This window comes from Flavobacterium sp. TR2 (assembly GCF_025252405.1).
Lineage (GTDB): Bacteria > Bacteroidota > Bacteroidia > Flavobacteriales > Flavobacteriaceae > Flavobacterium.
Genome location: NZ_CP104307.1, coordinates 1,278,586 through 1,299,420 on the forward strand (window position 1 = coordinate 1,278,586; position 20,835 = coordinate 1,299,420).

General features: G+C 35.1%; 17 protein-coding genes. 10 read left to right on the plus strand and 7 right to left on the minus strand.

Going from position 1 to position 20,835, the window contains the following annotated elements:
* Nucleotides 1-33: 33 nt before the first annotated feature.
* Nucleotides 34-585 (plus strand): hypothetical protein, encoded by a 552-nt coding sequence (locus N4T20_RS05925; protein WP_260672157.1) that lies wholly within the window; start codon nucleotides 34-36, stop codon nucleotides 583-585.
* Between the two features lie 107 nt (nucleotides 586-692).
* Here the strand turns inward: N4T20_RS05925 and N4T20_RS05930 are convergent, their stop codons facing one another.
* Entirely contained in the window at nucleotides 693-1,046 is a 354-nt protein-coding gene (locus N4T20_RS05930; protein WP_260672158.1) for a hypothetical protein, read from the minus strand.
* Between the two features lie 39 nt (nucleotides 1,047-1,085).
* Nucleotides 1,086-2,060 (minus strand): polyprenyl synthetase family protein, encoded by a 975-nt coding sequence (locus N4T20_RS05935; RefSeq protein WP_260672159.1) that lies wholly within the window; start codon nucleotides 2,058-2,060, stop codon nucleotides 1,086-1,088.
* A gap of 266 nt (nucleotides 2,061-2,326) precedes the next feature.
* Between N4T20_RS05935 and N4T20_RS05940 the strand changes: the two genes are divergently transcribed.
* The 6 genes from N4T20_RS05940 to N4T20_RS05965 all read left to right on the plus strand — a co-directional run bounded on the left by N4T20_RS05940 (nucleotide 2,327) and on the right by N4T20_RS05965 (nucleotide 10,738).
* Nucleotides 2,327-2,848 (plus strand): YceI family protein, encoded by a 522-nt coding sequence (locus N4T20_RS05940; protein ID WP_260672160.1) that lies wholly within the window; start codon nucleotides 2,327-2,329, stop codon nucleotides 2,846-2,848.
* A 108-nt stretch (nucleotides 2,849-2,956) separates the two neighbouring features.
* The gene (locus N4T20_RS05945; protein ID WP_260672161.1) at nucleotides 2,957-3,556 is read left to right on the plus strand and encodes a TetR/AcrR family transcriptional regulator; all 600 of its coding nucleotides are present in this window, start codon (nucleotides 2,957-2,959) and stop codon (nucleotides 3,554-3,556) included.
* 90 nt (nucleotides 3,557-3,646) lie between these two features.
* Complete coding sequence (locus tag N4T20_RS05950) at nucleotides 3,647-4,978, plus strand: TolC family protein (RefSeq protein ID WP_260672162.1); 1,332 nt, start codon at nucleotides 3,647-3,649, stop codon at nucleotides 4,976-4,978.
* Between the two features lie 12 nt (nucleotides 4,979-4,990).
* On the plus strand, nucleotides 4,991-6,058 hold the full coding sequence (locus N4T20_RS05955) for an efflux RND transporter periplasmic adaptor subunit (protein ID WP_260672163.1): 1,068 nt from the start codon (nucleotides 4,991-4,993) through the stop codon (nucleotides 6,056-6,058).
* 96 nt (nucleotides 6,059-6,154) lie between these two features.
* Nucleotides 6,155-9,331, plus strand: a complete 3,177-nt coding sequence (locus N4T20_RS05960; protein ID WP_260672164.1) for an efflux RND transporter permease subunit — start codon at nucleotides 6,155-6,157, stop codon at nucleotides 9,329-9,331.
* A gap of 156 nt (nucleotides 9,332-9,487) precedes the next feature.
* Complete coding sequence (locus tag N4T20_RS05965; RefSeq protein ID WP_260672165.1) at nucleotides 9,488-10,738, plus strand: TCR/Tet family MFS transporter; 1,251 nt, start codon at nucleotides 9,488-9,490, stop codon at nucleotides 10,736-10,738.
* Between the two features lie 153 nt (nucleotides 10,739-10,891).
* On the opposite strand, the gene N4T20_RS05970 is transcribed toward N4T20_RS05965, so the two are convergent.
* The 5 genes from N4T20_RS05970 to N4T20_RS05990 all read right to left on the minus strand — a co-directional run bounded on the left by N4T20_RS05970 (nucleotide 10,892) and on the right by N4T20_RS05990 (nucleotide 17,532).
* The gene (locus N4T20_RS05970) at nucleotides 10,892-11,329 is read right to left on the minus strand and encodes a retropepsin-like aspartic protease (RefSeq protein ID WP_260672166.1); all 438 of its coding nucleotides are present in this window, start codon (nucleotides 11,327-11,329) and stop codon (nucleotides 10,892-10,894) included.
* On the minus strand, nucleotides 11,274-13,901 hold the full coding sequence (locus N4T20_RS05975) for a CHAT domain-containing protein (protein ID WP_260672167.1): 2,628 nt from the start codon (nucleotides 13,899-13,901) through the stop codon (nucleotides 11,274-11,276). The genes N4T20_RS05970 and N4T20_RS05975 overlap by 56 nt, the downstream gene beginning before the upstream one ends.
* 97 nt (nucleotides 13,902-13,998) lie before the next feature.
* Nucleotides 13,999-15,951: a PKD domain-containing protein gene (locus N4T20_RS05980; RefSeq protein ID WP_260672168.1), complete on the minus strand. Its 1,953-nt coding sequence runs from the start codon at nucleotides 15,949-15,951 to the stop codon at nucleotides 13,999-14,001.
* A gap of 112 nt (nucleotides 15,952-16,063) precedes the next feature.
* Nucleotides 16,064-17,047: a hypothetical protein gene (locus N4T20_RS05985; protein ID WP_260672169.1), complete on the minus strand. Its 984-nt coding sequence runs from the start codon at nucleotides 17,045-17,047 to the stop codon at nucleotides 16,064-16,066.
* A gap of 185 nt (nucleotides 17,048-17,232) precedes the next feature.
* Entirely contained in the window at nucleotides 17,233-17,532 is a 300-nt protein-coding gene (locus N4T20_RS05990; protein WP_260672170.1) for a hypothetical protein, read from the minus strand.
* Between the two features lie 131 nt (nucleotides 17,533-17,663).
* Here N4T20_RS05990 and N4T20_RS05995 point away from each other — a divergent pair, with 131 nt between their 5' ends.
* The 3 genes from N4T20_RS05995 (at nucleotide 17,664) to N4T20_RS06005 (ending at nucleotide 20,757) form a co-directional block, all read left to right on the plus strand.
* On the plus strand, nucleotides 17,664-18,248 hold the full coding sequence (locus N4T20_RS05995) for an RNA polymerase sigma factor (RefSeq protein WP_260672171.1): 585 nt from the start codon (nucleotides 17,664-17,666) through the stop codon (nucleotides 18,246-18,248).
* 2 nt (nucleotides 18,249-18,250) lie between these two features.
* Complete coding sequence (locus tag N4T20_RS06000; RefSeq protein ID WP_260672172.1) at nucleotides 18,251-18,976, plus strand: tol-pal system YbgF family protein; 726 nt, start codon at nucleotides 18,251-18,253, stop codon at nucleotides 18,974-18,976.
* A gap of 131 nt (nucleotides 18,977-19,107) precedes the next feature.
* Nucleotides 19,108-20,757, plus strand: coding sequence for a S41 family peptidase (locus N4T20_RS06005; protein WP_260672173.1), 1,650 nt, complete (start codon nucleotides 19,108-19,110; stop codon nucleotides 20,755-20,757).
* Nucleotides 20,758-20,835: the final 78 nt, after the last annotated feature.

Below are 20,835 nucleotides of genomic sequence, written 5' to 3' on the forward strand. Positions count from 1 at the left end.
TTACGTAAAAATTTGTTAAAATAAACGTTAACTATGAATAAAATTCAATTTTCAATCGATTTCAGATATTTTTTTGTGATTTTGGCGGTCTTGTTTTCAAGTTATAGTATTGCGCAACAAAAATATGTCATAGACAATAGTAACCACTTTTGGGATAAAGTTCAATTTGGAGGCGGTCTAGGTCTCGGATTTGGTTCTGGATATACGAATATCTCAGTAATGCCAAGCGCCATTTATAATGTTAACGAAATTGTAGCAGTTGGAGCAGGTCTTCAATTTGGTTATTTATATCAAAAAAATTATTACGAATCGTTTGTTTATGGAGGGAGTTTTATCACACTTGTAAATCCGATTCCGCAACTGCAATTATCTGCAGAATTAGAGCAGGTTAGAGTGGATACCGATTATGAAGAAAACTACTATCATCCAGGTTTTTCAGATGCTTACTGGAATACAGCTCTATATCTAGGAGCAGGTTACAGAACCGGAAGCGTTACAATTGGAGCCCGTTACGATGTTTTGTATAATCCTAATAAAAGTCTCTACGGCTCTGGATTTATGCCTTTTGTGAGGGTTTATTTCTAAAGGTTCAAAGGCTCATAGTAGCAAAGGTTCAAAGGTTGAAAATAGAATGAATTTGTACGCGAAATTATAAAGGCTTTGTCGCTTTGCAACTTTGTAACTCTGTACCTCTACTTATAATAATTCCTAAACCAAACCTTCTGCCATTCTCTTTTTAAAATCAAAAAGGAAACCTGTTCGGTCAGAATTACCAAATCTGAACCGTCTAATTGTTTGATTTCATTTTCGGGAACGTCAATGATGTAGAGTAGATTTAAATATTCAGCAAATTTGTACTGAATCATTCGGTAGATTTTTTCGTGAAGCTGGATTTTTAATTCGTCTGGCGAGATGCTTAACGGAAAATCGATTCCTTCATTGGCCAGATTAAAATCTTTATTAAGCTGTTCAATAAGGCTCAGATACAAAGTCTCTGCCTGCGCTTGCGCTAATAGTGATTCGGTATTTGCTGGTGCTACAAACATGAGATTTTAGATTTTTTACTGAATACTTTTTACTGAAAACTAAACTTTACGTCCCATTAAATTTTCTCCGAAAGTTCTCAAAACGTTTTTCTTTTCATCGCTGATTTCCATTTTTTCTAACGTTTCGAAAGCTTTAAAAGTATACATTTCGATAGCCTCTTGAGTAGCTTTTGATGCTCCAGATTCGTTAAAAATGGTTTTAGCAGTTTCTATTTTTTCTGAATTGTCTTCTAATTGTAGCGTAAATAATTTTTCTAATTCTGAAGCTTTTTCCTCAGTAGAAAATTCTAAGGCTTTTAGATACAAATAGGTTTTTTTGTTTTCTATAATATCTCCTCCAACTTGTTTTCCAAAAGTTTCTGGGTCGCCAAAAGCATCTAGATAATCGTCTTGAAGCTGGAAAGCCAATCCTAAATTAAGTCCGAAATCATAAATTAAATCAGCTTCTTTTTCAGAAGTTTTAGCTACAATTGCGCCCATTTTCATGGCAGCCGCGACCAAAACAGCTGTTTTGTATTCAATCATTTTAAGATATTGCGGAATCGTAACATCTTTACGAGTCTCAAAATCTACATCCCATTGCTGTCCTTCGCAAACTTCAAGTGCTGTTTTGCTGAATAATTTGGCAAGATTTCTAAAAACAATTGGCTCATATTGTTCAAAATACTGATAAGCCAAAATCAGCATGGCATCTCCAGAGAGAATACCAGTGTTTAAATTCCATTTTTCATGCACGGTAATTTGTCCTCTTCTTAGGGGCGCATCGTCCATAATATCGTCGTGAACCAGCGAAAAGTTATGAAAAACTTCAACCGCCATTGCTGCCGGAAGTGCAATCGTATAATCAGTGTCAAAAACCTCTGCAGCCATTAAAGTTAAAACGGGACGGATGCGTTTTCCGCCAAGTCCTAAAATGTATTCTATAGGTTCGTAAAGATTTTTAGGTTCTTTATGTATGTTTTGGCTTTGTAGATAATTGATAAAAAAATCTTGGTACTGACTTATATCGTGCATAATAAATTCTGATTTCGTGCCCCAAAGATACAATTCAAATATGAATTTCTACGGATGAAATGTTAAAAGCGTAAAGGCCTTTTAAAAAGGAGGTTTCACCTTTCTCATTTTTAATATGTTAAAAAAAAATCCAAAAAACTTGGAAACTTTTTTGGTATTCAGAGTTTCCTGTCTATATTTGCAGCGTTGAAATGGAAACTTATAACACTGTAAAAGTTTCCGTAAGAAGTTTTAATGATTTGTAAAATCAATTAAATCAAGTATTTATGAAAACAAAATGGACCTTAGATTCTAGTCAGTCAGATGTTTTATTAAAAATGAGACGATCAAGAACTGCTTATTTGGGAGGAGACTCAAATAAATTTGATGGGTATGTGAATATTGAAGACAATGAAATTGAAGATGCTTCGGTAGAATTCTCATTAGATATCAACAATAAAAATGAGAGTTTCCAATCTATAGATGCTTATTTGCAGCTTCAGGACTTTTTTGAAGAAGATGAGCACCCTATTATCAGTTTCAAATCGACTTCATTTCAAAAAGTAAATCAGAACATTAATTTCTTTAAAGGAGATTTAACTATAAAAGACATTACTAGAGTAGTTGAATTGGATGCTGAATTTCTAGGCGAGAATATTTATAACGGAGAAAAGAAAGTTGCTTTTGAAATAAAAGGCAATATCAAGCGTGAAGATTTTGGTCTAGATTACAGTTCCTTCAATCATAATTCTGGTGCAGCTTTAGGCAAAGACATTAAACTTATAGCAAATTTAGAATTTAGCATATAAATCTTACTAAAAGAATAAATTAATGTAAAATTATTACAAATAAATCGGAAACTATTTTTTTGATTTTAGTTTCCAAAGTATATTTGTAAGGCAATTCGAGAATTTAAAATGAAAGAGAAGATTATAGCAAAAGCAAGCGAGTTGTTTTTAAAGCTTGGTTTTAAGAGTGTTACAATGGATGATATTGCAGGTGAAATGTGTATTTCGAAAAAAACGATTTACAAATATTTCTGCAATAAGGAAGTTCTGATTGAAGAAAGCACTTCGATGGTTCACAGACAAGTTCACGAAATTATGGATACCATTATCGCAAAGAATTTTAATGCTATTCATGAAAATTTTGAGATTAGAGAAATGTTTCGCGATATGTTTAAAAACAACATAGATACATCGCCAATTTATCAGTTAAAAAAACACTATCCGGAGATTTATCAGAACATTTTGTCTATTGAAATTGACCAATGCACACAATGTTTTAGAGATAATATAGAGAAAGGAATTCGTGAAGGCCTTTATAGAAGTGATTTAAATGTAGAGGTTTACGTTAGATTTTATTACACTCTGATTTTTCATATAAACGAAAATACGGTTTCTGAAAGTGAAGCGCAAAGAATAGAGTTGGAAGCCTTAGAGTATCATACTCGTGCAATGGCAACTGAAAAAGGAGTAGAGGAATTAGAAAAACAATTAAAAAAAATTAGCAATTAATTATCCAAATTGTCGTCATTTTTCTGTGAGAGTTGTAAAGGATGAAATGACGATGCCATCTCAAATTTTTAAAATAAATATTAACTACTTATGAAAAGAATCCTTCTTATAGTTTTGTGCACCATTGGCTTGTCTGTCAACGCACAAACCACTTTAACCCTGAAAGACGCTGTCAATTATGCGCTTCAAAATAAAGCTGACGCTAAAAAAGCTAAACTTCAGGTAGAAAATAGTGAGTATCAGATTCAGGAAATACGTTCGAGAGCTTTACCTCAAATTAGTGCCAACGGAAGTTTAACGTATAATCCCGTAATCCAGACAACGGTTATTGATGGAGCTGCATTTGGCGCGCCTGGAACTACAATTCAGGCTGCATTTGGTCAAAAATGGACTTCAACAGGAGGGATTTCTTTGACTCAAGCATTATTTGACCAATCTGTTTTTACAGGTTTAAGAGCAGCAAAAACTACTCGCGAGTTTTATCAAATAAATGACCAATTGACAGAAGAACAAGTTATTGAGAGAGTTGCAAATAATTACTATTCTGTTTATGTGCAAAAAGAAAGACTTATTCTTTTGGACAGCAACTACGTAAATACGCAAAAAGTTCGTGATATTGTTCAAGGTCAGTTTGATAACGGTTTGGCTAAAAAAATTGACTTAGACCGTATTATCGTAAAAATGTCTAACATTGATACAGATCGTCAGCAGGTTAAAAACCAGATTGAGTTACAGGAAAATGCATTAAAGTTTTATATGGGTATGCCTATAGAAACTCAAATCTCTATGCCAAAAGAAGAGTTTGAAGTTGTACCAGCAGCTTTAACACAAGAGCCAAATATTGAAAATAGAACAGAATATTTGCTTTTGAAAAAACAAGAAGAGCTTTTAGTATTCAATAAAAAAGCTGTCGAAGCAGGTTATTATCCTACACTTTCATTGTCTGCAGGTTATAATTATATCGGACAAGGACCAGAAATGCCTTGGTTTGCAAAACCAGAAAAAGGAGTTTATTGGTCAGATTTCTCAGCTATCGCTTTAAACTTGCACGTGCCAATTTTTACAGGTTTCGGAACTCGTGCAAAAGTTAGACAGGCCGATGTTCAAATTAGAGAATTGCAAGAAGATATCAAAGACACTAAACTTTCTCTTGATTTGGATTATAGAAATGCAATGACCCAGATTAATAATAACCTTGTTACTATTGAAAATCAGAGAGAAAATATGCGTTTAGCATTAGAAATTCTAAGCAATACCAAAAACAATTATCTTCAGGGGTTAGCATCTTTAACAGATTTGCTTGACGCAGAAAATGCATCGCTTGAAGCTCAGAATAACTTTACCAGAGCAGTTTTAAATTATAAAATTGCCGAAATATCTCTAATCAAATCGAAAGGCGAACTAAAATCTCTTACTAAATAACAAATTATTACAATGAAGAAAATAATTATAACAATCGTAATCATAGTCGTGGCTTTTGTCGGGATTAACTACATTCTAAATAAGAACAAAGCAGAAAATGAAGCAAAAACTGCCATTGTAGCAGAAAAAAATGCAGCAGTTTCTGTAAAAGTAGCAACAGTAAAAACAGAAGACGTAAACTTGGCTTTTACTGCTAACGGAAACTTTGTGCCAATTCAGGAATTGACTTTCTCTGCTGAAAAATCTGGAAAAGTAATTAGTGTTTTAGTAAAAGAAGGTGACTATGTAAAAGTAGGGCAGACTCTTTTAACGGTAAGAGGAGACGTTATCAACGTAAACGCTCAGGCAGCTGAAGCAGCATATCAAAATGCAAAATCAGATTATGCTAGATACGAAAATGCTTTTAAAACAGGCGGTGTTACAAAACAGCAATTAGATCAGGCAAAATTGGCTTTGACTAATGCTCAATCTAATTATACTCAAGCAAAAATCAATGTTGGAGATACAAGAGTAAAAGCGCCAATTAACGGATACATCAATAAAAAATATATCGAACCAGGTTCTATTTTAGCCGGAATGCCTGCAACAGCATTATTTGATATTGTAAATGTTTCTAAATTAAAATTGAATGTTACTGTAAACGAAACTCAAGTAGCAAGCTTAAAATTAGGAAGTACAGTAAATATTACTGCAAGCGTTTATCCTGACAAAACTTTCTCAGGAAAAATTACTTTCATCGCTGCAAAAGCAGATGCGTCTTTAAATTTCCCTGTAGAAATTGAAATTACAAATAATGCGAGCAACGACTTAAAAGCGGGTATGTACGGAACTGCAACTTTCGGTTCTACAAACCAAAAACAAAACTTAAAAGTGGTTCCTAGAAATGCATTTGTTGGTAGTGTGAGCAGTAACGAAATTTTTGTTGTAGAAAACGGCATTGCTAAATTGAAAAAAGTAGTAGCTGGAAGAATTTTAGGAGATAAAGTTGAAATCATCAGCGGTTTAAATGACGGAGAAACTGTTATTGTTACAGGTCAAATCAACCTACAAGACGGAAATACAGTAGAAATTATTAAATAAGCAATAGGCTATAAGCAGTAAGCTTTAAGCATTAGACATACTTTGTCTAAGGCATAAAGCATATAGCCCAAAGCCTAAAGCCTAAAGCGAAAAAAAATGAAATTAGCCGAAATATCCATAAAACGTCCGTCGTTGGTAATTGTATTGTTTACAATTCTGACATTAGGTGGATTGTTCAGTTACAGCCAGTTAGGCTACGAGCTGATCCCAAAATTCGAAACCAACGTAATTACGGTTTCAACTGTATATCCTGGAGCTTCTCCAAGTGAGGTTGAAAATACAGTAACAAAGAAAATTGAAGATGCGATTGCGTCTCTTGAAAATATCAAAAAAATCGACTCGAAATCTTATGAGAGTCTTTCGATTGTATCGATCACATTGACTTCAAATGCGAATGTTGATATTTCGATGAATGATGCGCAGCGTAAAATCAACGCGATTTTGAGCGACTTGCCAGACGATGCAGATCCGCCATCACTAACTAAATTCTCTCTGAGTGATTTGCCAATTATGACACTTGGTGCGAATGGTAAAATGGACGAAGCAGCGTTTTACGATTTGATCGATAAAAAGATTGCTCCAGTTTTATCTCGTGTGCAAGGGGTTGCTCAGGTAAACATTATTGGTGGTCAGGAGCGTGAGATTCAGGTAAACCTTGACGCAGTAAAAATGCAAGGTTACGGACTTTCAGTTCCGCAAGTGCAGCAGACAATTTTGAGTTCAAACTTGGATTTCCCTACAGGTAACATCCAAACTCGTAATCAAAAAATCTTAATCCGTTTAGCGGGTAAATATAAAAATGTTGACGAATTAAGAAACTTAGTGGTTTCTTCTCAAAACGGAATTCAAATTCGTTTAGGAGAAATTGCAGATGTTCAGGATACACAGAAAATTGCCGAGAAAATTGCGCGTGTAGATCAAAAAAGTGCGATTGTACTTCAAATTGTAAAACAATCAGATGCCAATGCCGTTGCGGTAAGTGAGCAGTTGATTAAGACAATTAAAACGTTAGAAAACGATTATAAATCGGCTCAATTAAAATTAGAAGTGGCAAAAGACAGTACAGTCTTTACGCTTGAAGCAGCAGATTCTGTTGTGCATGACTTGTTAATTGCGGTTATTCTGGTAGCATTTGTAATGTTGTTCTTCTTACACAGTATTAGAAACTCATTGATCGTAATGGTATCTATTCCGGCATCTTTGATTGCTACATTTATCGGAATCTATTTATTAGGCTATACGCTTAACTTAATGTCTTTACTTGGTTTATCTCTTGTTGTTGGTATTCTTGTGGATGACGCGATTGTGGTATTGGAGAACATTTACCGACACATGGAGATGGGTAAAAGCCGAATTCGTGCCGCTTACGATGGTACTGCCGAAATTGGTGCAACCGTAACTTCGATTACCTTAGTAATTGTGGTGGTGTTCTTGCCGATTGCGATGAGTACAGGATTAGTATCAAATATTATTACACAATTCTGTGTTACGGTAATTATCTCTACGATGTTCTCGTTATTGGCTTCGTTTACAATTATTCCGTGGTTGTCTTCTCGTTTTGGTAAATTAGAGCATATTGAAGGTAAAAATCTTTTTGGAAAAATTATCCTTGGATTTGAAAGCTACTTAACTCGTTTTACTGACTGGGTATCTCACTTGTTAAACTGGTGTTTAGATCACTACATTAAAACAATGGTTGCCATTGTGGTAATGTTCTTTGGAACTATCTTCTGGTTAATGGGAGGTGGATACATCGGAGGGGAGTTCTTCGCATCATCTGATAGTGGGGAGTTCTTAGTGCAAATTGAGATGCCAAAAGATGCTTCGTTAGAGCAGACAAACTTTATGACTCAAAAAGCAGAGGCATTCTTAAAAGGAGAAAAATATGTTTTCAGCCAGATTACAACAGTTGGTCAAACCAGTGAAGGTCTAGGAGCTGCTCAGGCAACTGCATACAAAGCAGAGATTGACGTAAAAATGATCGATCAAAAAGATCGTACAGATGACGCCAACGTATATGCTGCAAAAGTAAAACGTAAACTGGAAAAAGTTTTGGTTGGTGCAAAAGTAAAAACAGTTCCGGTAGGTATCTTAGGTACTGCTGAGGATGCAACTTTAGGTTTGATCGTAACAGGTCCAAACGTAGAAAGCGCCATGAAATTTGCAAAAATGGCTGAAGCTGAGTTACGCACCATTCCTGGAACAACAGAGATCAAATTGACAGTTGAGGATGGAAACCCTGAGATTAACGTTCAGGTTGATAGAGATAAAATGGCTGCATTAGGATTAACACTTCAAACAGTTGGTTTAACCATGCAGACGGCGTATAGCGGTAATACAGACGGTAAATTTAGAGCTGGAGAATACGAATATGACATCAACATCAAATACAACGAATTTGATAGAAAAAATATCACAGACGTAAGTAACTTGATTTTCATCAACAATGCAGGCCAGCAGATTAAATTAAACCAATTCGCAACCATTACAGAAGGTTCTGGACCAAGTAAATTGGAGCGAAGAGATAAAACAGCTTCTGTAACCGTACAAGGTCAGAATGTTGGGGTGCCAGCAGGAACAATCGTTCAGCAATGGCAGGCAAAACTGGATAAATTGCAAAAACCAACTGGAGTTAACTACATCTGGGGTGGTGACCAAGAAAACCAATCAGAAGGATTTGGTACTTTAGGAATCGCATTATTAGCCGCTATTATTTTGGTTTACCTTGTAATGGTTGGATTATATGACAGTTTCGTTCACCCGTTTGTCGTATTATTTGCCATTCCGCTTTCGTTCATTGGGGTTTTATTTGCACTGGCATTAACAAACAATACCTTAAACATCTTTACGATCTTAGGGGTAATCATGTTGATTGGTCTGGTGTGTAAGAACGCGATCATGCTTGTCGATTATACGAACCAGCGAAGAGCAGCTGGAGAATCAATCAGAAATGCCTTGATTCAGGCAAACCACGCGCGTTTACGTCCGATCTTGATGACGACAATTGCGATGGTATTTGGTATGTTCCCGATTGCTTTGGCATCTGGAGCAGGGGCTGAATGGAAAAACGGATTGGCTTGGGTAATTATTGGAGGTTTAATTTCTTCATTATTCCTTACCTTGATCGTGGTTCCTGTAATCTATGATATTATGGAGAAAATCATTAAAAAATTCTCTAAAGGAGAAAAAATCGACTACGAAGCTGAAATGCACGCGGATTATACGCCAACTGAATTAAGCGAAGACGGTTTTAATCCTAAACACACTCATTAATAGTTTTAATTTTTGATAGTGAAATTCCGAGCCCGAATTCGGAATTTCACAATGAAAAATCCCAGGTTCCAAATCCCGAAGCATCGGGAGGAATTTGGGATTTTTTTATTGTTAATTGAAAAATATGTTTATTTGCATCACCTTACAAAAAATATTATGCTACAAAAAGACAAGTCAGCAGCTATTGGTTTTATTTTTATAACCATGTTAATAGATATTACAGGATGGGGAATTATTATTCCTGTAATACCAAAATTAATCGAAGAACTGATTCATGGAGACATCAGCGAAGCCGCAAAAATAGGAGGCTGGTTAACCTTCGCGTATGCGATAACCCAGTTTGTGTTTGCTCCTGTAATTGGTAATTTGAGTGATAAATTCGGAAGAAGGCCAATTATTTTAATATCCCTTTTCGGATTTTCGTTAGATTATCTTTTATTGGCATTTTCGCCAACTATTATCTGGCTTTTTGTCGGAAGGATTATCGCGGGTATAACGGGCGCGAGTATTACAACCGCCTCTGCCTACATTGCCGACGTTAGCACGGCTGAAAACAGAGCCAAAAACTTCGGATTGGTAGGTGCCGCTTTCGGATTAGGATTCATCATCGGACCTGTTATTGGAGGACTTTTAGGACAATATGGCTCGAGAGTTCCTTTTTATGCCGCTGCGGTTTTGTGTATGCTGAATTTCCTTTACGGATTTTTCATTTTGCCAGAATCATTAAAAAAGGAAAACAGAAGAGAATTCGATTGGAAACGAGCAAATCCAATTGGAGCTATTTTAGGATTAAGAAAACACCCAACTTTAATCGGTTTAATTGTAGCGATATTTCTTTTGTACGTAGGTTCTCATGCCGTACAAAGCAATTGGAGTTTTTTTACCATCTACCAATTTAATTGGGACGAAAGAATGATCGGAATCTCATTAGGAATTATCGGTTTATTGGTGGGAGTGGTGCAAGGAGGATTAGTTCGTTACATCAATCCAAAAATCGGAAACGAGAAAAGCATTTACATTGGTTTGGCTTTATACACAATCGGAATGTTATTGTTTGCTTTTGCAACAGAAAGTTGGATGATGTTTGTGTTCTTAATTCCATATTGTCTCGGCGGAATTGCCGGTCCAGCTTTGCAGTCTGTCGTAGCAAGTAAAGTAGCGCCAAGCGAGCAAGGAGAAATTCAGGGAACTTTAACCAGTTTGATGAGTGCTTCTTCGATTATTGGTCCGCCAATGATGGCCAATACTTTTTACTTTTTTACCCATAATGATGCACCATTTAAATTTGCTGGAGCGCCTTTTATTCTTGGAGGAATTTTGATGCTGCTGAGTACAGTTGTAGCTTATTTTTCATTGAAAAAACACGCAGTTCCAAAAGCAGAAATTGATAATCAAGAAACCATATAAAAATTAGGCATTAGACAAATAATAATCAGCTTTGGAGAAGCGAAATATTTAGTCATTATAAAAAAGATGCCGCTCCGCTGGAGCCGTTTCAAAAAACAAGGCTGACTCAAAATGAGTCAGCCTTGTTTTTATTATGAGAATTTGGAAGTTTTTCTATTTAAGGTACAAGTAATGGTTAAAATAATCAATAATCGCTTTTCCTTCCAATAAAACATCAGCGCCGATAATGCCGTCTACAGGTTTGGCTTTAAAAGATTCTAAAGCCTCGTTTACGTGTGAAAGGTCAAAAATTACGATGCTAAAATCTTTGCTTTTCCAGTTTCCTAACTGCAGTTTATTTTGAGAGGAAATTTGTGTTGTCATTCCAGTTCCTCCTGCGCCAGAAGCTTTTGTTTTAGAGTTTTTGGCAGACAATTCAAAACGTTCAATGCACTCAAAACCTACGCAAGTGTTAGATGCACCTGTGTCTAAAATGAAATTGCCAGAAATGCCATTTATTTTAGCTTTAATCTGTAAATGCTGTGTTTTGGTTATTTTAAACTTTATTTTTTTGTATTTCTCTATTTTGAGAATTTTGTGAAGATTTTCCATTCCTGTAATGATTGAAACCCAAAAATAAGGCAATTACAGCCAAAATACTAATGATGTATAAGATATAATTGGTTTGCTTTTCAGGTTTTTCAAGCGTGCCGTAATATACAAAAGCACTCCAATAATAAGGTGATTTTTTTGCATTCGGAATATTTTCATCCTTTAAAAATGCTCTTTTTGCATTTGCCGCGGCGTGTACAAAAGACGAACTGTGTTTTACTTCTTTATAAAAATAATCCATAAAAACAGAAGTCGTATAATCGTTGACATTCCATAAAGAAAACAATAGATTTTGTGCTCCTGCAAACTGAAAACCCCTTGCCACACTCATAGCGCCTTCGCCTTTATACAATTTTCCAATTCCTGTTTCGCAGGCACTCAGCACAACCAAATCAGGGCTGAGCTGTAAAGTGTACAGTTCAGAAAATAAAACTTCTTGATCGTAGAATTTGATGCTCGCAGGAGTTTCAAGATCGCCCGAAGACGCGTGCGTGCTGAGATGTACAATTGACTTTCCTATTGCATTGTTTTTAAAGTTTGAGAAATTAGCATCTTTATTCTCAAAAAATTGTCCGTCAAAATTATGCTTTATAGATTGCAGTTCATTTCTTGAAAAAGGAAGTTCGTAATTGGTTTTTTCGAAAATAGGAAAAAGGCCTAAAATATTTTTTTTGCCATTTGAAAGCGTGTTTGCATTGAGATATAATGCGGCAGAATTGTTATAGGCAACATCAAATCGATCCAGCAGATAATGCATTTTGGTAAAATTTGACGTGTTTGAAATTTCGCTTATTAAAGCTTCGAAAGGCAGAAAAGACAGTACTCCATCTGGAACGAGAATCAAATTTTTATGCTTTTCAATTTTTGGAATTTGAAGTTGCTGATAGACTTTATTTCCAAGCAAATTATATTTTTTTGGATTGTTGGCAATGGCCGAAGGATCTTTAAAAAGACCAATGAATGAAAGCAATTCTTTGCCATCTGTTTCAATCTTATGGAGTGTGATTTTTTTGTTTTCAAGAGTGAAATTATAGATGCAATGGCTTCCAAAAAAGTATTCAACCAGTACCGCGTTGTCTTTTTCCAATTTGTCGTATAACTTAGCCAAATCCAGTTCAGAACTCTTTTTCTGATCGGTTTTGCTTTGTTTCGTTTTCAAAAGCAGCATCAGCTCATTTTGCTTTTTAACAGCTTCATTGATTTTAGAAATGTTGGCGGCTTCTAATTTTTGCTGTTCTTTCAGAATGATGGTATTCCAGTTTTGAAGCTGCTGCAAAATCAGTTTTTCTTCCCTTGAGATTGTTTCAATATTTTTGAGATGCTTTTTTAAAACAACTGATTTTGTACGTTCCGAAAGCAGAAAAGCACTTTCGATATAACTTATTTTTTGTTCTCTTTCGAATAAAGAAAGATAAATTTCAATGCATTTTTCAGTTCTGTGTCGGTTTCTTACTTGTGTTACAATTTTAGAATTTTCGTAAACCAAAAGCGACTGAATCATTTCTTCAATTTTAAAAGAAAGTCCGAAGCTTTTCAAGGCATTTTTAGGCTGATTTTCGGTTAAATAAATTAAAGCCTGTAAATCTAAAGCATCTAATAAAACCGTTTCCGCATAAAGCGAATTCACATTCGGAAGCCTATTTTTTGAAGCCGAATAGTTAGGAAGAAGTGTTTTAAAAACAATCTCCAGATTTTGCTGAGCGCCAATTATATTGCCTTCAGAAAAAGAAGTAAAAGCGGCTTCATAGTAAAATTGTCCTATTTTTCGAGGTTCTCGTTTTGGATTTTTATTGAATTCGGTTTTTGCTTTTTCGAAAAAATCAGAAGCTTTTTTAAAATCGTTTTGATCTACTTTTAACTGCGCTAGATTTCGATACGCATTTGCCAAAGTTTCAGTTTGTGTTTTATCATTTTTTAGAAGAGAAACGGCTTTTAAAAATGCAGTTTCAGCTTCAGTTTTTTTGGAAGACAAAACATAGTTGGTTCCTAAATTATTCAGCAAAACACCTTTTTCGGCAGCAGAAAGTTTTTCGGTCTGAATTGTTTTTTCAATTAAATCTATCGCTTTATAAACGTTTCCAGTATTTTGATACACATTGGAAAGATTAAGAATCGCGGCAGTTTTTTGGCTCTTGTTTTTCTGCTGGCTGGCAATAAAATAATATTGTTTGATCGTGTTTTCGGCATTTTCATAATCGCCCAAAACGGTATACAAGTTGCCCAAAGGCTTTAGGCAAAATTCAATTATATCGTAATTCTTCAGTTTATTTTTCTGATAAATCATCCAAGCTTTTTCGTAGCTTTTTATGGCATCCAAATTTTGTCCAAACTGATTTTCATAATATGCTTTATTGCAGTTTAAAATAACAATTGCGAGCAGCTCGTCTTTGGTTTTTGGCTTAGCACTTTTCCAAAAATCATTTTCGATGTTTCTTAAATTTTCTAACGCTTCCGCGGAAGGATTTGCAGTAAAACGATCAACAGCATTATAGATTTTATTCTCCTGATTTTGCCCAAAAATATTCAGGCTCAGGAAAAGGAAAGATAAAATATATAATTGGTATAATTTCATACGTAAAGCTGCTTTGTATTATGAGTGTCAGTCTGAGCGAAGTCGAAGACATTTTTGCTATAAAGCCTTCGACTTCGCTCAGGATGACATTCGTGTTTTAAAACTTCCAGATTCCATAAACCTGAAAATAATTAAAATTCTTTTCAAAATTAATCACATAACGTGCGCCCAAACTAGGGCCGATTCTAGCAAAACCAGCTGTTAAATCAAATAAAAGCCCCGTTTTAAAGCCCGAAAAATTATTTTTTATCGTATTAGAACTTGTTGTCGAACTAATTAAGAAATTTCCTTTATCGCCTTCATAAAGATCGACCTGTATGTTTTGATTCTGCTCTGAAGCAACGTTGATATTGGCCTGAATTCCAGCGCCGACTCCAATATAATTATTTATGTTATACCGAATTAAAACAGGCACTTCCCAATTGATATTTTTGTTTTCAGTACTTGTGGTAGTGCGCTGCAGCTGTCTTGTTCCGTTGGCATTGGTCAAAAACTCTTCAGTAATAGTCGTTTCGCTATCATATCGGTTTAAAGCATTGACCCATTCTACCTGCCAATAAAAGCGATAGGATTTGAAAGGAGAAATTGTCGCACCCGCAAAATAACTGGTCGATTTATCTAAATCTGAGTAAAAATTATAACCCGCTTTTGCGCCAATCGAAATTCCGGGCAAGAATCGGGTAGTGGCGTAATTGGTAATTATGGGTTCGTTTTTATCAAAAATAATGGCAGTTCGGCTTTTGGTTTTCACTTTATGAAAATCTTCGCCAAACTTCATGGAATATTTTACAAAACCTTTGGTAGAGTCTTTTTCATGCACATTTTTTTGCTCGCTTCCCGGCAGATAGATGTTTTTGAAAGTAAAAATGATTTGTTTCTGTTTGATGATGGTATCGAGGCAGCTTACGGTTGGTTCTTCTCCTTTTGGACAAATCGGGCATTCGGGATACATACTTTCAATCTGAAAAGTTTTTTTGTCAAACATATCAGGGACATCGGTTTCTAAACGAATTTTTCTCGCTGGACCTTCACCGTTATTCTGAAAACGGGTTTTAAAATTTACTCGTTTAAAACGCACTAGCCTGTAATTCATAAAACTTCCGTTAGAACCCATTTTGTTTGGATCATGAGACGTTACGATTTCCATTTCCAGATTTTTCACTTTGTGGTTCTTGTAGCTCCTATTCGGGACAAAAATTCCTCGCATGGTAACCGTTGCGCTGGTGTCTTTTATCATTTCGGGAGTCGTTTTGAAAGTGTAAAAAACATTTCGGGTTTCTCCTGGATTCGCATCATCAAATTCTAAGATAGAGACATTGTGATACGTTTTATTGGCATCTAAAAGAGAAGCATCCAAATCTTCTTCTGTTGTGGTATTCCTGTACTTTTTGGTTTTGAAATTTCCTTCGGCGGAAGCCAAAAAAGTATTCGAATCGTTAAGATCATCAACAGAAGCGACTAAATTTTCTTTCACTTCGCGCTCGCCTGCATACGTTCTGAAATCGCTTAATTCGAAATTATTGTGTTTGAATTGCTTTTCATTATAAAACAAATAAAGCTTGCCGCTAGAAACATAATTTTCAAGATTCTGATAACTTACTACAACTACCATTTCCTGTTCTGGAATTGGGTCACAGTTTTTTATCATTGCAAAACCGTTTTGATCGGCGATAGAAGCAATGTCTTTATAATTGGTGTCTGTAATATCGTTTACAGCCACTTTCTTCGGACGCGTTGCGGGAGGTTTTCCGTTATCGTAATTGTTTGTTACAGCAAGTCTGGCAGTATAAGTGCCTTTGTTTTTATAAACGTGTTTAGGTTCGGCTTCTTTGCTGTAATGCCCGTCTCCCAGTTCCCATAAATAAGAATAACTTGGCTTTGGCGCACCCGCAATCGGAATCAAAGGCGGCGTTTCGGGTTTAAAGCTAACCTGATTCCCGTTTTGAATAAAACCTATATTGGCTCTTCGTGTTATGGTGTCTTTCACTTTGGTTTGCCCTATTGAGAAAATAGAAAATAAAATAAAGAAAATAGACAGTTGTGGTTTCATAACTAGATAGTTTTGAGGTTTAAAAATTTCTGAATGAAATCTCAAACAAGATTAAATGTAAAAAAAAGTGATGAGCAAATCACCACTTTTTCTCAAAAAAAGCATTTGTAGGTTATTGTATGGCATTTATTGCCGCAACCAGCTGAGCTTCTGTACCGACTGTTGTTTCGGATAAATTGAATTGGTAAACTGCATTTGCAGAGATGGTCACTCCTTTTATGGCATATCGCCAGTTGCCATTATCTTCAGTTGCAAAAATGATATGGCACGCTAATCCAATTGGAATTTGCCCGTAATGTTCGCTAAACAATCCCTCAGCGGTAAAAGTATCGAGTTTGGCAAGTGCGTTTGTTCCTTCTCCATCATAAGAAAGATAAACCGCACTGTTTGTATTATTGTAACCGTCAGGAACATCAACCAAAAGAGTTGTTTTTGGTCTTGGGTCGCTGTAAAAACGGTCAACGTTTGTCCATCCAAAATTCCCGAAAGTAACATAATAATTGTTTCCTTCGCCTTGCACACCGCCTTTTCCGCCAGTTCCGTCAGCATTTGCTTTTGCTTCTCTCCAAGCCAATTCGCCATCTTCATCAATAACTCCAGTCCATAAAGTCATTAAATTATCAAAACCATTTGTCAATGCAGTCGGAACAATCATGTTCATAGTGCAAGAAGTTTTTAATTCGACTCCCCCCTGAGTTGCTTTGATGAAGAATTCTCCTCCGGAAATTAAAAGATTTTTCTTTCCGTCTGCTGTAATTCCCATAGTTGGTTTGTTGGTTACGAGCATATTTCCTTTGTCAAAAAGTTCGATGTATTCGATATCGACTTGTCCTGTTACCGGATTTCCGTTTTTGGTTAAACAATCTCCGTTAATGTAAAGCTTTACGCCCTTTGCTGAAGTCAAGGTAACAACGCCGTTCCCTGCGTTTATGGTAAAATTTTGCGTATTTCTTTTTACTCCTTTTTCGCTGATGCTTTTAAACGCGCCCGAAGTAGGAGGCGAAATTTTAATATCTTCTCCGTCGCTATTGTCGCAGCTTGCAAATGCTGTCATTGCTAGTATTAAAAGTCCGATCTTTTTAAAATTTGTTTTCATAATTTCTAGTTTTTATAAATCTGGCTTGATTGTTTTCAAGTGGTTTTTCAGATTTGGTTAATTAATTTTAATGTTAAATCAATTCGGGTTTTATTTTGTTACCCCTCTTTCAGAAAATATTTTTCTAAAGGTTTTTATATCGTTATATCAATTGGTTTGGAAATTTGTTACCCCAGTTTTATTTTTTAAACGGAAATGCATTTGTCTTCAAACAGATTTCCGTCTTCGTCTACAGCAACCAAAATGTCTTTTTTGCGGGAAAATTTAATAAAGAGATAAATCCAGATCATGAGCCAGAAGCCAAAAGTGAGCACGCTCAGGAAGAGATGAAAAGTATGATTTATGGTTTTCTTTTCTTTGGACAAAACCACATAAGGCAGTTTCTCATTCTGTTCTGTAATTACAAAACCGCTGCGTGTTTTGGCGGCAATTATTTCATAAAACCGATCTAGGTTTTTTTCATCTATAAATTGATAACTTTCCATTTCTTTTAATTTTTTAAAGGTTTTTAAAAGACTTTTATTTCGATATATACAATTGACTGTAATATTGTTACCTCTTATTTTTGAAAATTTTTAAGATTCTTTTTTTTAAATTAGCTGTAAAATGTTTTTTTATGGATCAAAATAAAATTCATCCTGACCAAAAATATATTGACGGACTTGCAGCAAATGATTCTGTAATTATCGAAATGATATATAAAAAATTTGCGCCCAAAGTAGTCTTGTTTATCACCAATAATTCAGGAGATAAAGATCAGGCGCAAGATGTGATTCAGGAAGTCATGATTTTGCTTTTTAATCAGGCGAAAGCTAAAAAATTGCAGCTGACTTGTCCGTTTGACGCCTATTTTTTCCTGCTCTGCAAAAGGCGCTGGCTGAATGAATTGAAAAATTCTGCTAATAAAGGGGTAACAATTTATGAGAATGTGGTATCTATCAATGAATCTGCACACGAACTGGTTGCACAGGCAGAAGAATTTGATGAAAAACAGAAGCTTTTCGAAACGATGTTCCAAAAACTGGGAGAGAAATGCCAAGAAGTTTTAAAACTCAGCTTTTCTCTAAAATCAATGGAAGAAGTTGCCCAAAAACTCGATGTGACGTACGGTTATGTCCGTAAAAAGAAATCATTGTGCGTTGGACAGTTAACTCAATGGATTCAGGAAGCAAAAAAATTTAACTCTTTAAAAAACAATTAATCATGAACGAAGAACGCTATATATTATTTGACCAATATCTTCAAGGCGAACTGACCGTTGATGAAAAAAACAATTTTGAGAAGCAATTATCCGAAGATGCCGAATTGGCTTCGGAATTTGAAAGTTTCAAAGAAATGCATTTTCAGTTGGAGAATAAATTCGGACAAGTAGAGGAAAGAGAAATCTTTAAAGAAAACCTGACTCGAATTTCAGATAAATATTTCAATAAAAACGCTAACAAAGTGGTTTCGCTTAAACCGTGGTATTTTGCTGCAGCAGCATCGGCCGTTATTATGTTCGGATTGTTTTTCTTTGATTATAAACATTATCCAAACTTTGAAGATTATAACCATCCTGAAAGCGCTTATTTTACAGAAAGAGGCGTGTCTGAAGCCATTTTAAAGCAAGCAGAGAATAATTTTAACGGAAAAAGATACGAAACAGCTATTCCGATTTTCGAAATGATTTTAAAAGAAAACAATTCAGACGAAATCAAATATTTCTACGCAGTTTCATTATTGCAGGTAAGCAAATATGTGAAAGCAGAAACTATTTTTAAAGAATTAGAAGCAGGAAATTCTGTGTACAAAGAAAAAGCAAAATGGAATTTGGCTTTATCTAAGCTAAAACAAGGAAAATATGACGACTGTAAAGCCATTTTACAGACTATTTCGCAAGATTATGAAGATTATGATGAAGTAGAACAGCTCTTGGAAGAATTGGACTAAATCCTAATTATTAAGAAAAATTTTATCTCTTTACGGGAAACCTCAATCGAATTTGGAATTTTAATTCTAAATTCGATTTTCTTTTTAAAAGAATTGGCCCAAAAACATTTTGAACTAACCACTAAAACCAAATGAAAAGAGTTGCGCTTATTTTTCTTCTTGTTTTTTCTCAAGCCATTTTTGCGTTAGATAAGATTTCTCAAACCGAAAAATTGGCAGCAACTTGCAAAGTATGGGGATTCTTAAAATATTATCATCCAAATGTGGCCGGCGGAGAATTAGATTGGGACAGCCAGCTTTTGGAGAAATTGCCTAAAATAGAAAAAGCGCAAACGAAAGAAGAGTTTTCATTAATCTTAGAAAATTGGATTGATGATTTGGGGCCAGTAAAAGAAATCGCGCCGATTGTTACGCCGAAAGACGTTAAACTTTTTGATAAGAATTTTGATTTAAGCTGGTTTAATAATAAACTGTTTTCTAAAAAACTTTCTAAAAAATTAAAATTTATTGAAGAAAATAGGTTTCAAAGCACCGAGGAATTTGGACCCAGTTTTGACGGTTTTAAAAATTTGAAAAATTATTTTAATCTAGATTACACAGACAAAAATGCAAAGCTTTTAATGCTGTATGCATACTGGAATGTAGTGGAATATTATTTTCCGTACAAATACATAATGGATCAGAAATGGGACGAAACTTTAAATGAAGTGATTCCTTCTGTTGTTCAGTCTAATACTCCAGAAGATTTTTTTAAAGTATTAAGAAAAACAGCGGCAAAACTAGATGATAGCCATGTTGAGTTTCATATATATCCGTCTGCAGCAACAGAAAAAAAGAACTATTATTTTTTTCCGGCAACAGGCAGAATAATAGAAGAAAAACTTGTAATCACAGAGATTTTAGGAGACAGTCTTGCTGAGGCAGATGGCATTAAAATTGGGACAGTGATCACTAAAATAAATGATAAGAGCATCAAAGAACTTATAGAAGAGAAAAGAGAAATGATTGCTGCTTCAAATGAAGTTTCTTTTCTGGATAAAGTTGTTGGCACCATCCTGTTAAGCGAATCTGAAAAGGTTAAAGTAGAATTTTTGAAAGACGGAAAATACGAAACAAAATCTATGGTTTGGTTTAACTACCATGATTCACATCGAAATGAGTATAAAAAAGGAGCTCAGAAAAAGAAAGAAAAGTTTAAGCTTCTCGAAAACAATATCGGCTATGTTAATATGGGGGTAATAAAACCTAAAAATGTTGCAGATATGGCCGAAGCGCTTAAAAATACAAAAGCAATTGTTTTTGATATGAGAAATTATCCGCTAGGCACTTACAAGGATATTTCAAATTTTCTAAATGCTAAGGAAGAGAAATTTGTGATTTATACGTATCCCTATTTAAATTATCCAGGCAAGTTTTATTGGACGGATGGAAGAAATGCAGGATTTGACAATAAAGACCATTATAAAGGAAAAACGATTGTATTATTGGATGAGAATTCGATAAGCCAGTCAGAATGGACAGCAATGTGTTTTCAAACAGCAGGAAATACCACAATAATAGGAAGCCAGACCGCAGGAGCTGATGGCAATGTATTTGAATTTGATTTTAGCGGATTTCATACGGGCTTTTCGGGTATTGGAGTTTATTACCCAGATGGAAGAGAAACCCAGCGTGTAGGAATTGTACCCGATATTGTAGTGAAACCAACAATTTTAGGGGTTCAACAAGGCAAAGACGAAGTTTTGGAACGCGCTTTGCTATATATAGAAACAGGAAAATAACCCTGTATATCGTACTGAAGAACGAGGGATCGCACTAGCTGATCGAGAGAAAAAATGGGGGTTTTCTCCTCGAAGCTT

Excerpts from the sequence above, each read along its gene's own strand:
- N4T20_RS05925 (WP_260672157.1), top strand. The coding sequence starts at position 34 with ATGAATAAAATTCAATTTTCAATCGATTTCAGATATTTTTTTGTGATT.
- N4T20_RS05930 (WP_260672158.1), bottom strand. The coding sequence starts at position 1,046 with ATGTTTGTAGCACCAGCAAATACCGAATCACTATTAGCGCAAGCGCAG.
- N4T20_RS05935 (WP_260672159.1), bottom strand. The coding sequence starts at position 2,060 with ATGCACGATATAAGTCAGTACCAAGATTTTTTTATCAATTATCTACAA.
- N4T20_RS05940 (WP_260672160.1), top strand. The coding sequence starts at position 2,327 with ATGAAAACAAAATGGACCTTAGATTCTAGTCAGTCAGATGTTTTATTA.
- N4T20_RS05945 (WP_260672161.1), top strand. The coding sequence starts at position 2,957 with ATGAAAGAGAAGATTATAGCAAAAGCAAGCGAGTTGTTTTTAAAGCTT.
- N4T20_RS05950 (WP_260672162.1), top strand. The coding sequence starts at position 3,647 with ATGAAAAGAATCCTTCTTATAGTTTTGTGCACCATTGGCTTGTCTGTC.
- N4T20_RS05955 (WP_260672163.1), top strand. The coding sequence starts at position 4,991 with ATGAAGAAAATAATTATAACAATCGTAATCATAGTCGTGGCTTTTGTC.
- N4T20_RS05960 (WP_260672164.1), top strand. The coding sequence starts at position 6,155 with ATGAAATTAGCCGAAATATCCATAAAACGTCCGTCGTTGGTAATTGTA.
- N4T20_RS05965 (WP_260672165.1), top strand. The coding sequence starts at position 9,488 with ATGCTACAAAAAGACAAGTCAGCAGCTATTGGTTTTATTTTTATAACC.
- N4T20_RS05970 (WP_260672166.1), bottom strand. The coding sequence starts at position 11,329 with ATGGAAAATCTTCACAAAATTCTCAAAATAGAGAAATACAAAAAAATA.
- N4T20_RS05975 (WP_260672167.1), bottom strand. The coding sequence starts at position 13,901 with ATGAAATTATACCAATTATATATTTTATCTTTCCTTTTCCTGAGCCTG.
- N4T20_RS05980 (WP_260672168.1), bottom strand. The coding sequence starts at position 15,951 with ATGAAACCACAACTGTCTATTTTCTTTATTTTATTTTCTATTTTCTCA.
- N4T20_RS05985 (WP_260672169.1), bottom strand. The coding sequence starts at position 17,047 with ATGAAAACAAATTTTAAAAAGATCGGACTTTTAATACTAGCAATGACA.
- N4T20_RS05990 (WP_260672170.1), bottom strand. The coding sequence starts at position 17,532 with ATGGAAAGTTATCAATTTATAGATGAAAAAAACCTAGATCGGTTTTAT.
- N4T20_RS05995 (WP_260672171.1), top strand. The coding sequence starts at position 17,664 with ATGGATCAAAATAAAATTCATCCTGACCAAAAATATATTGACGGACTT.
- N4T20_RS06000 (WP_260672172.1), top strand. The coding sequence starts at position 18,251 with ATGAACGAAGAACGCTATATATTATTTGACCAATATCTTCAAGGCGAA.
- N4T20_RS06005 (WP_260672173.1), top strand. The coding sequence starts at position 19,108 with ATGAAAAGAGTTGCGCTTATTTTTCTTCTTGTTTTTTCTCAAGCCATT.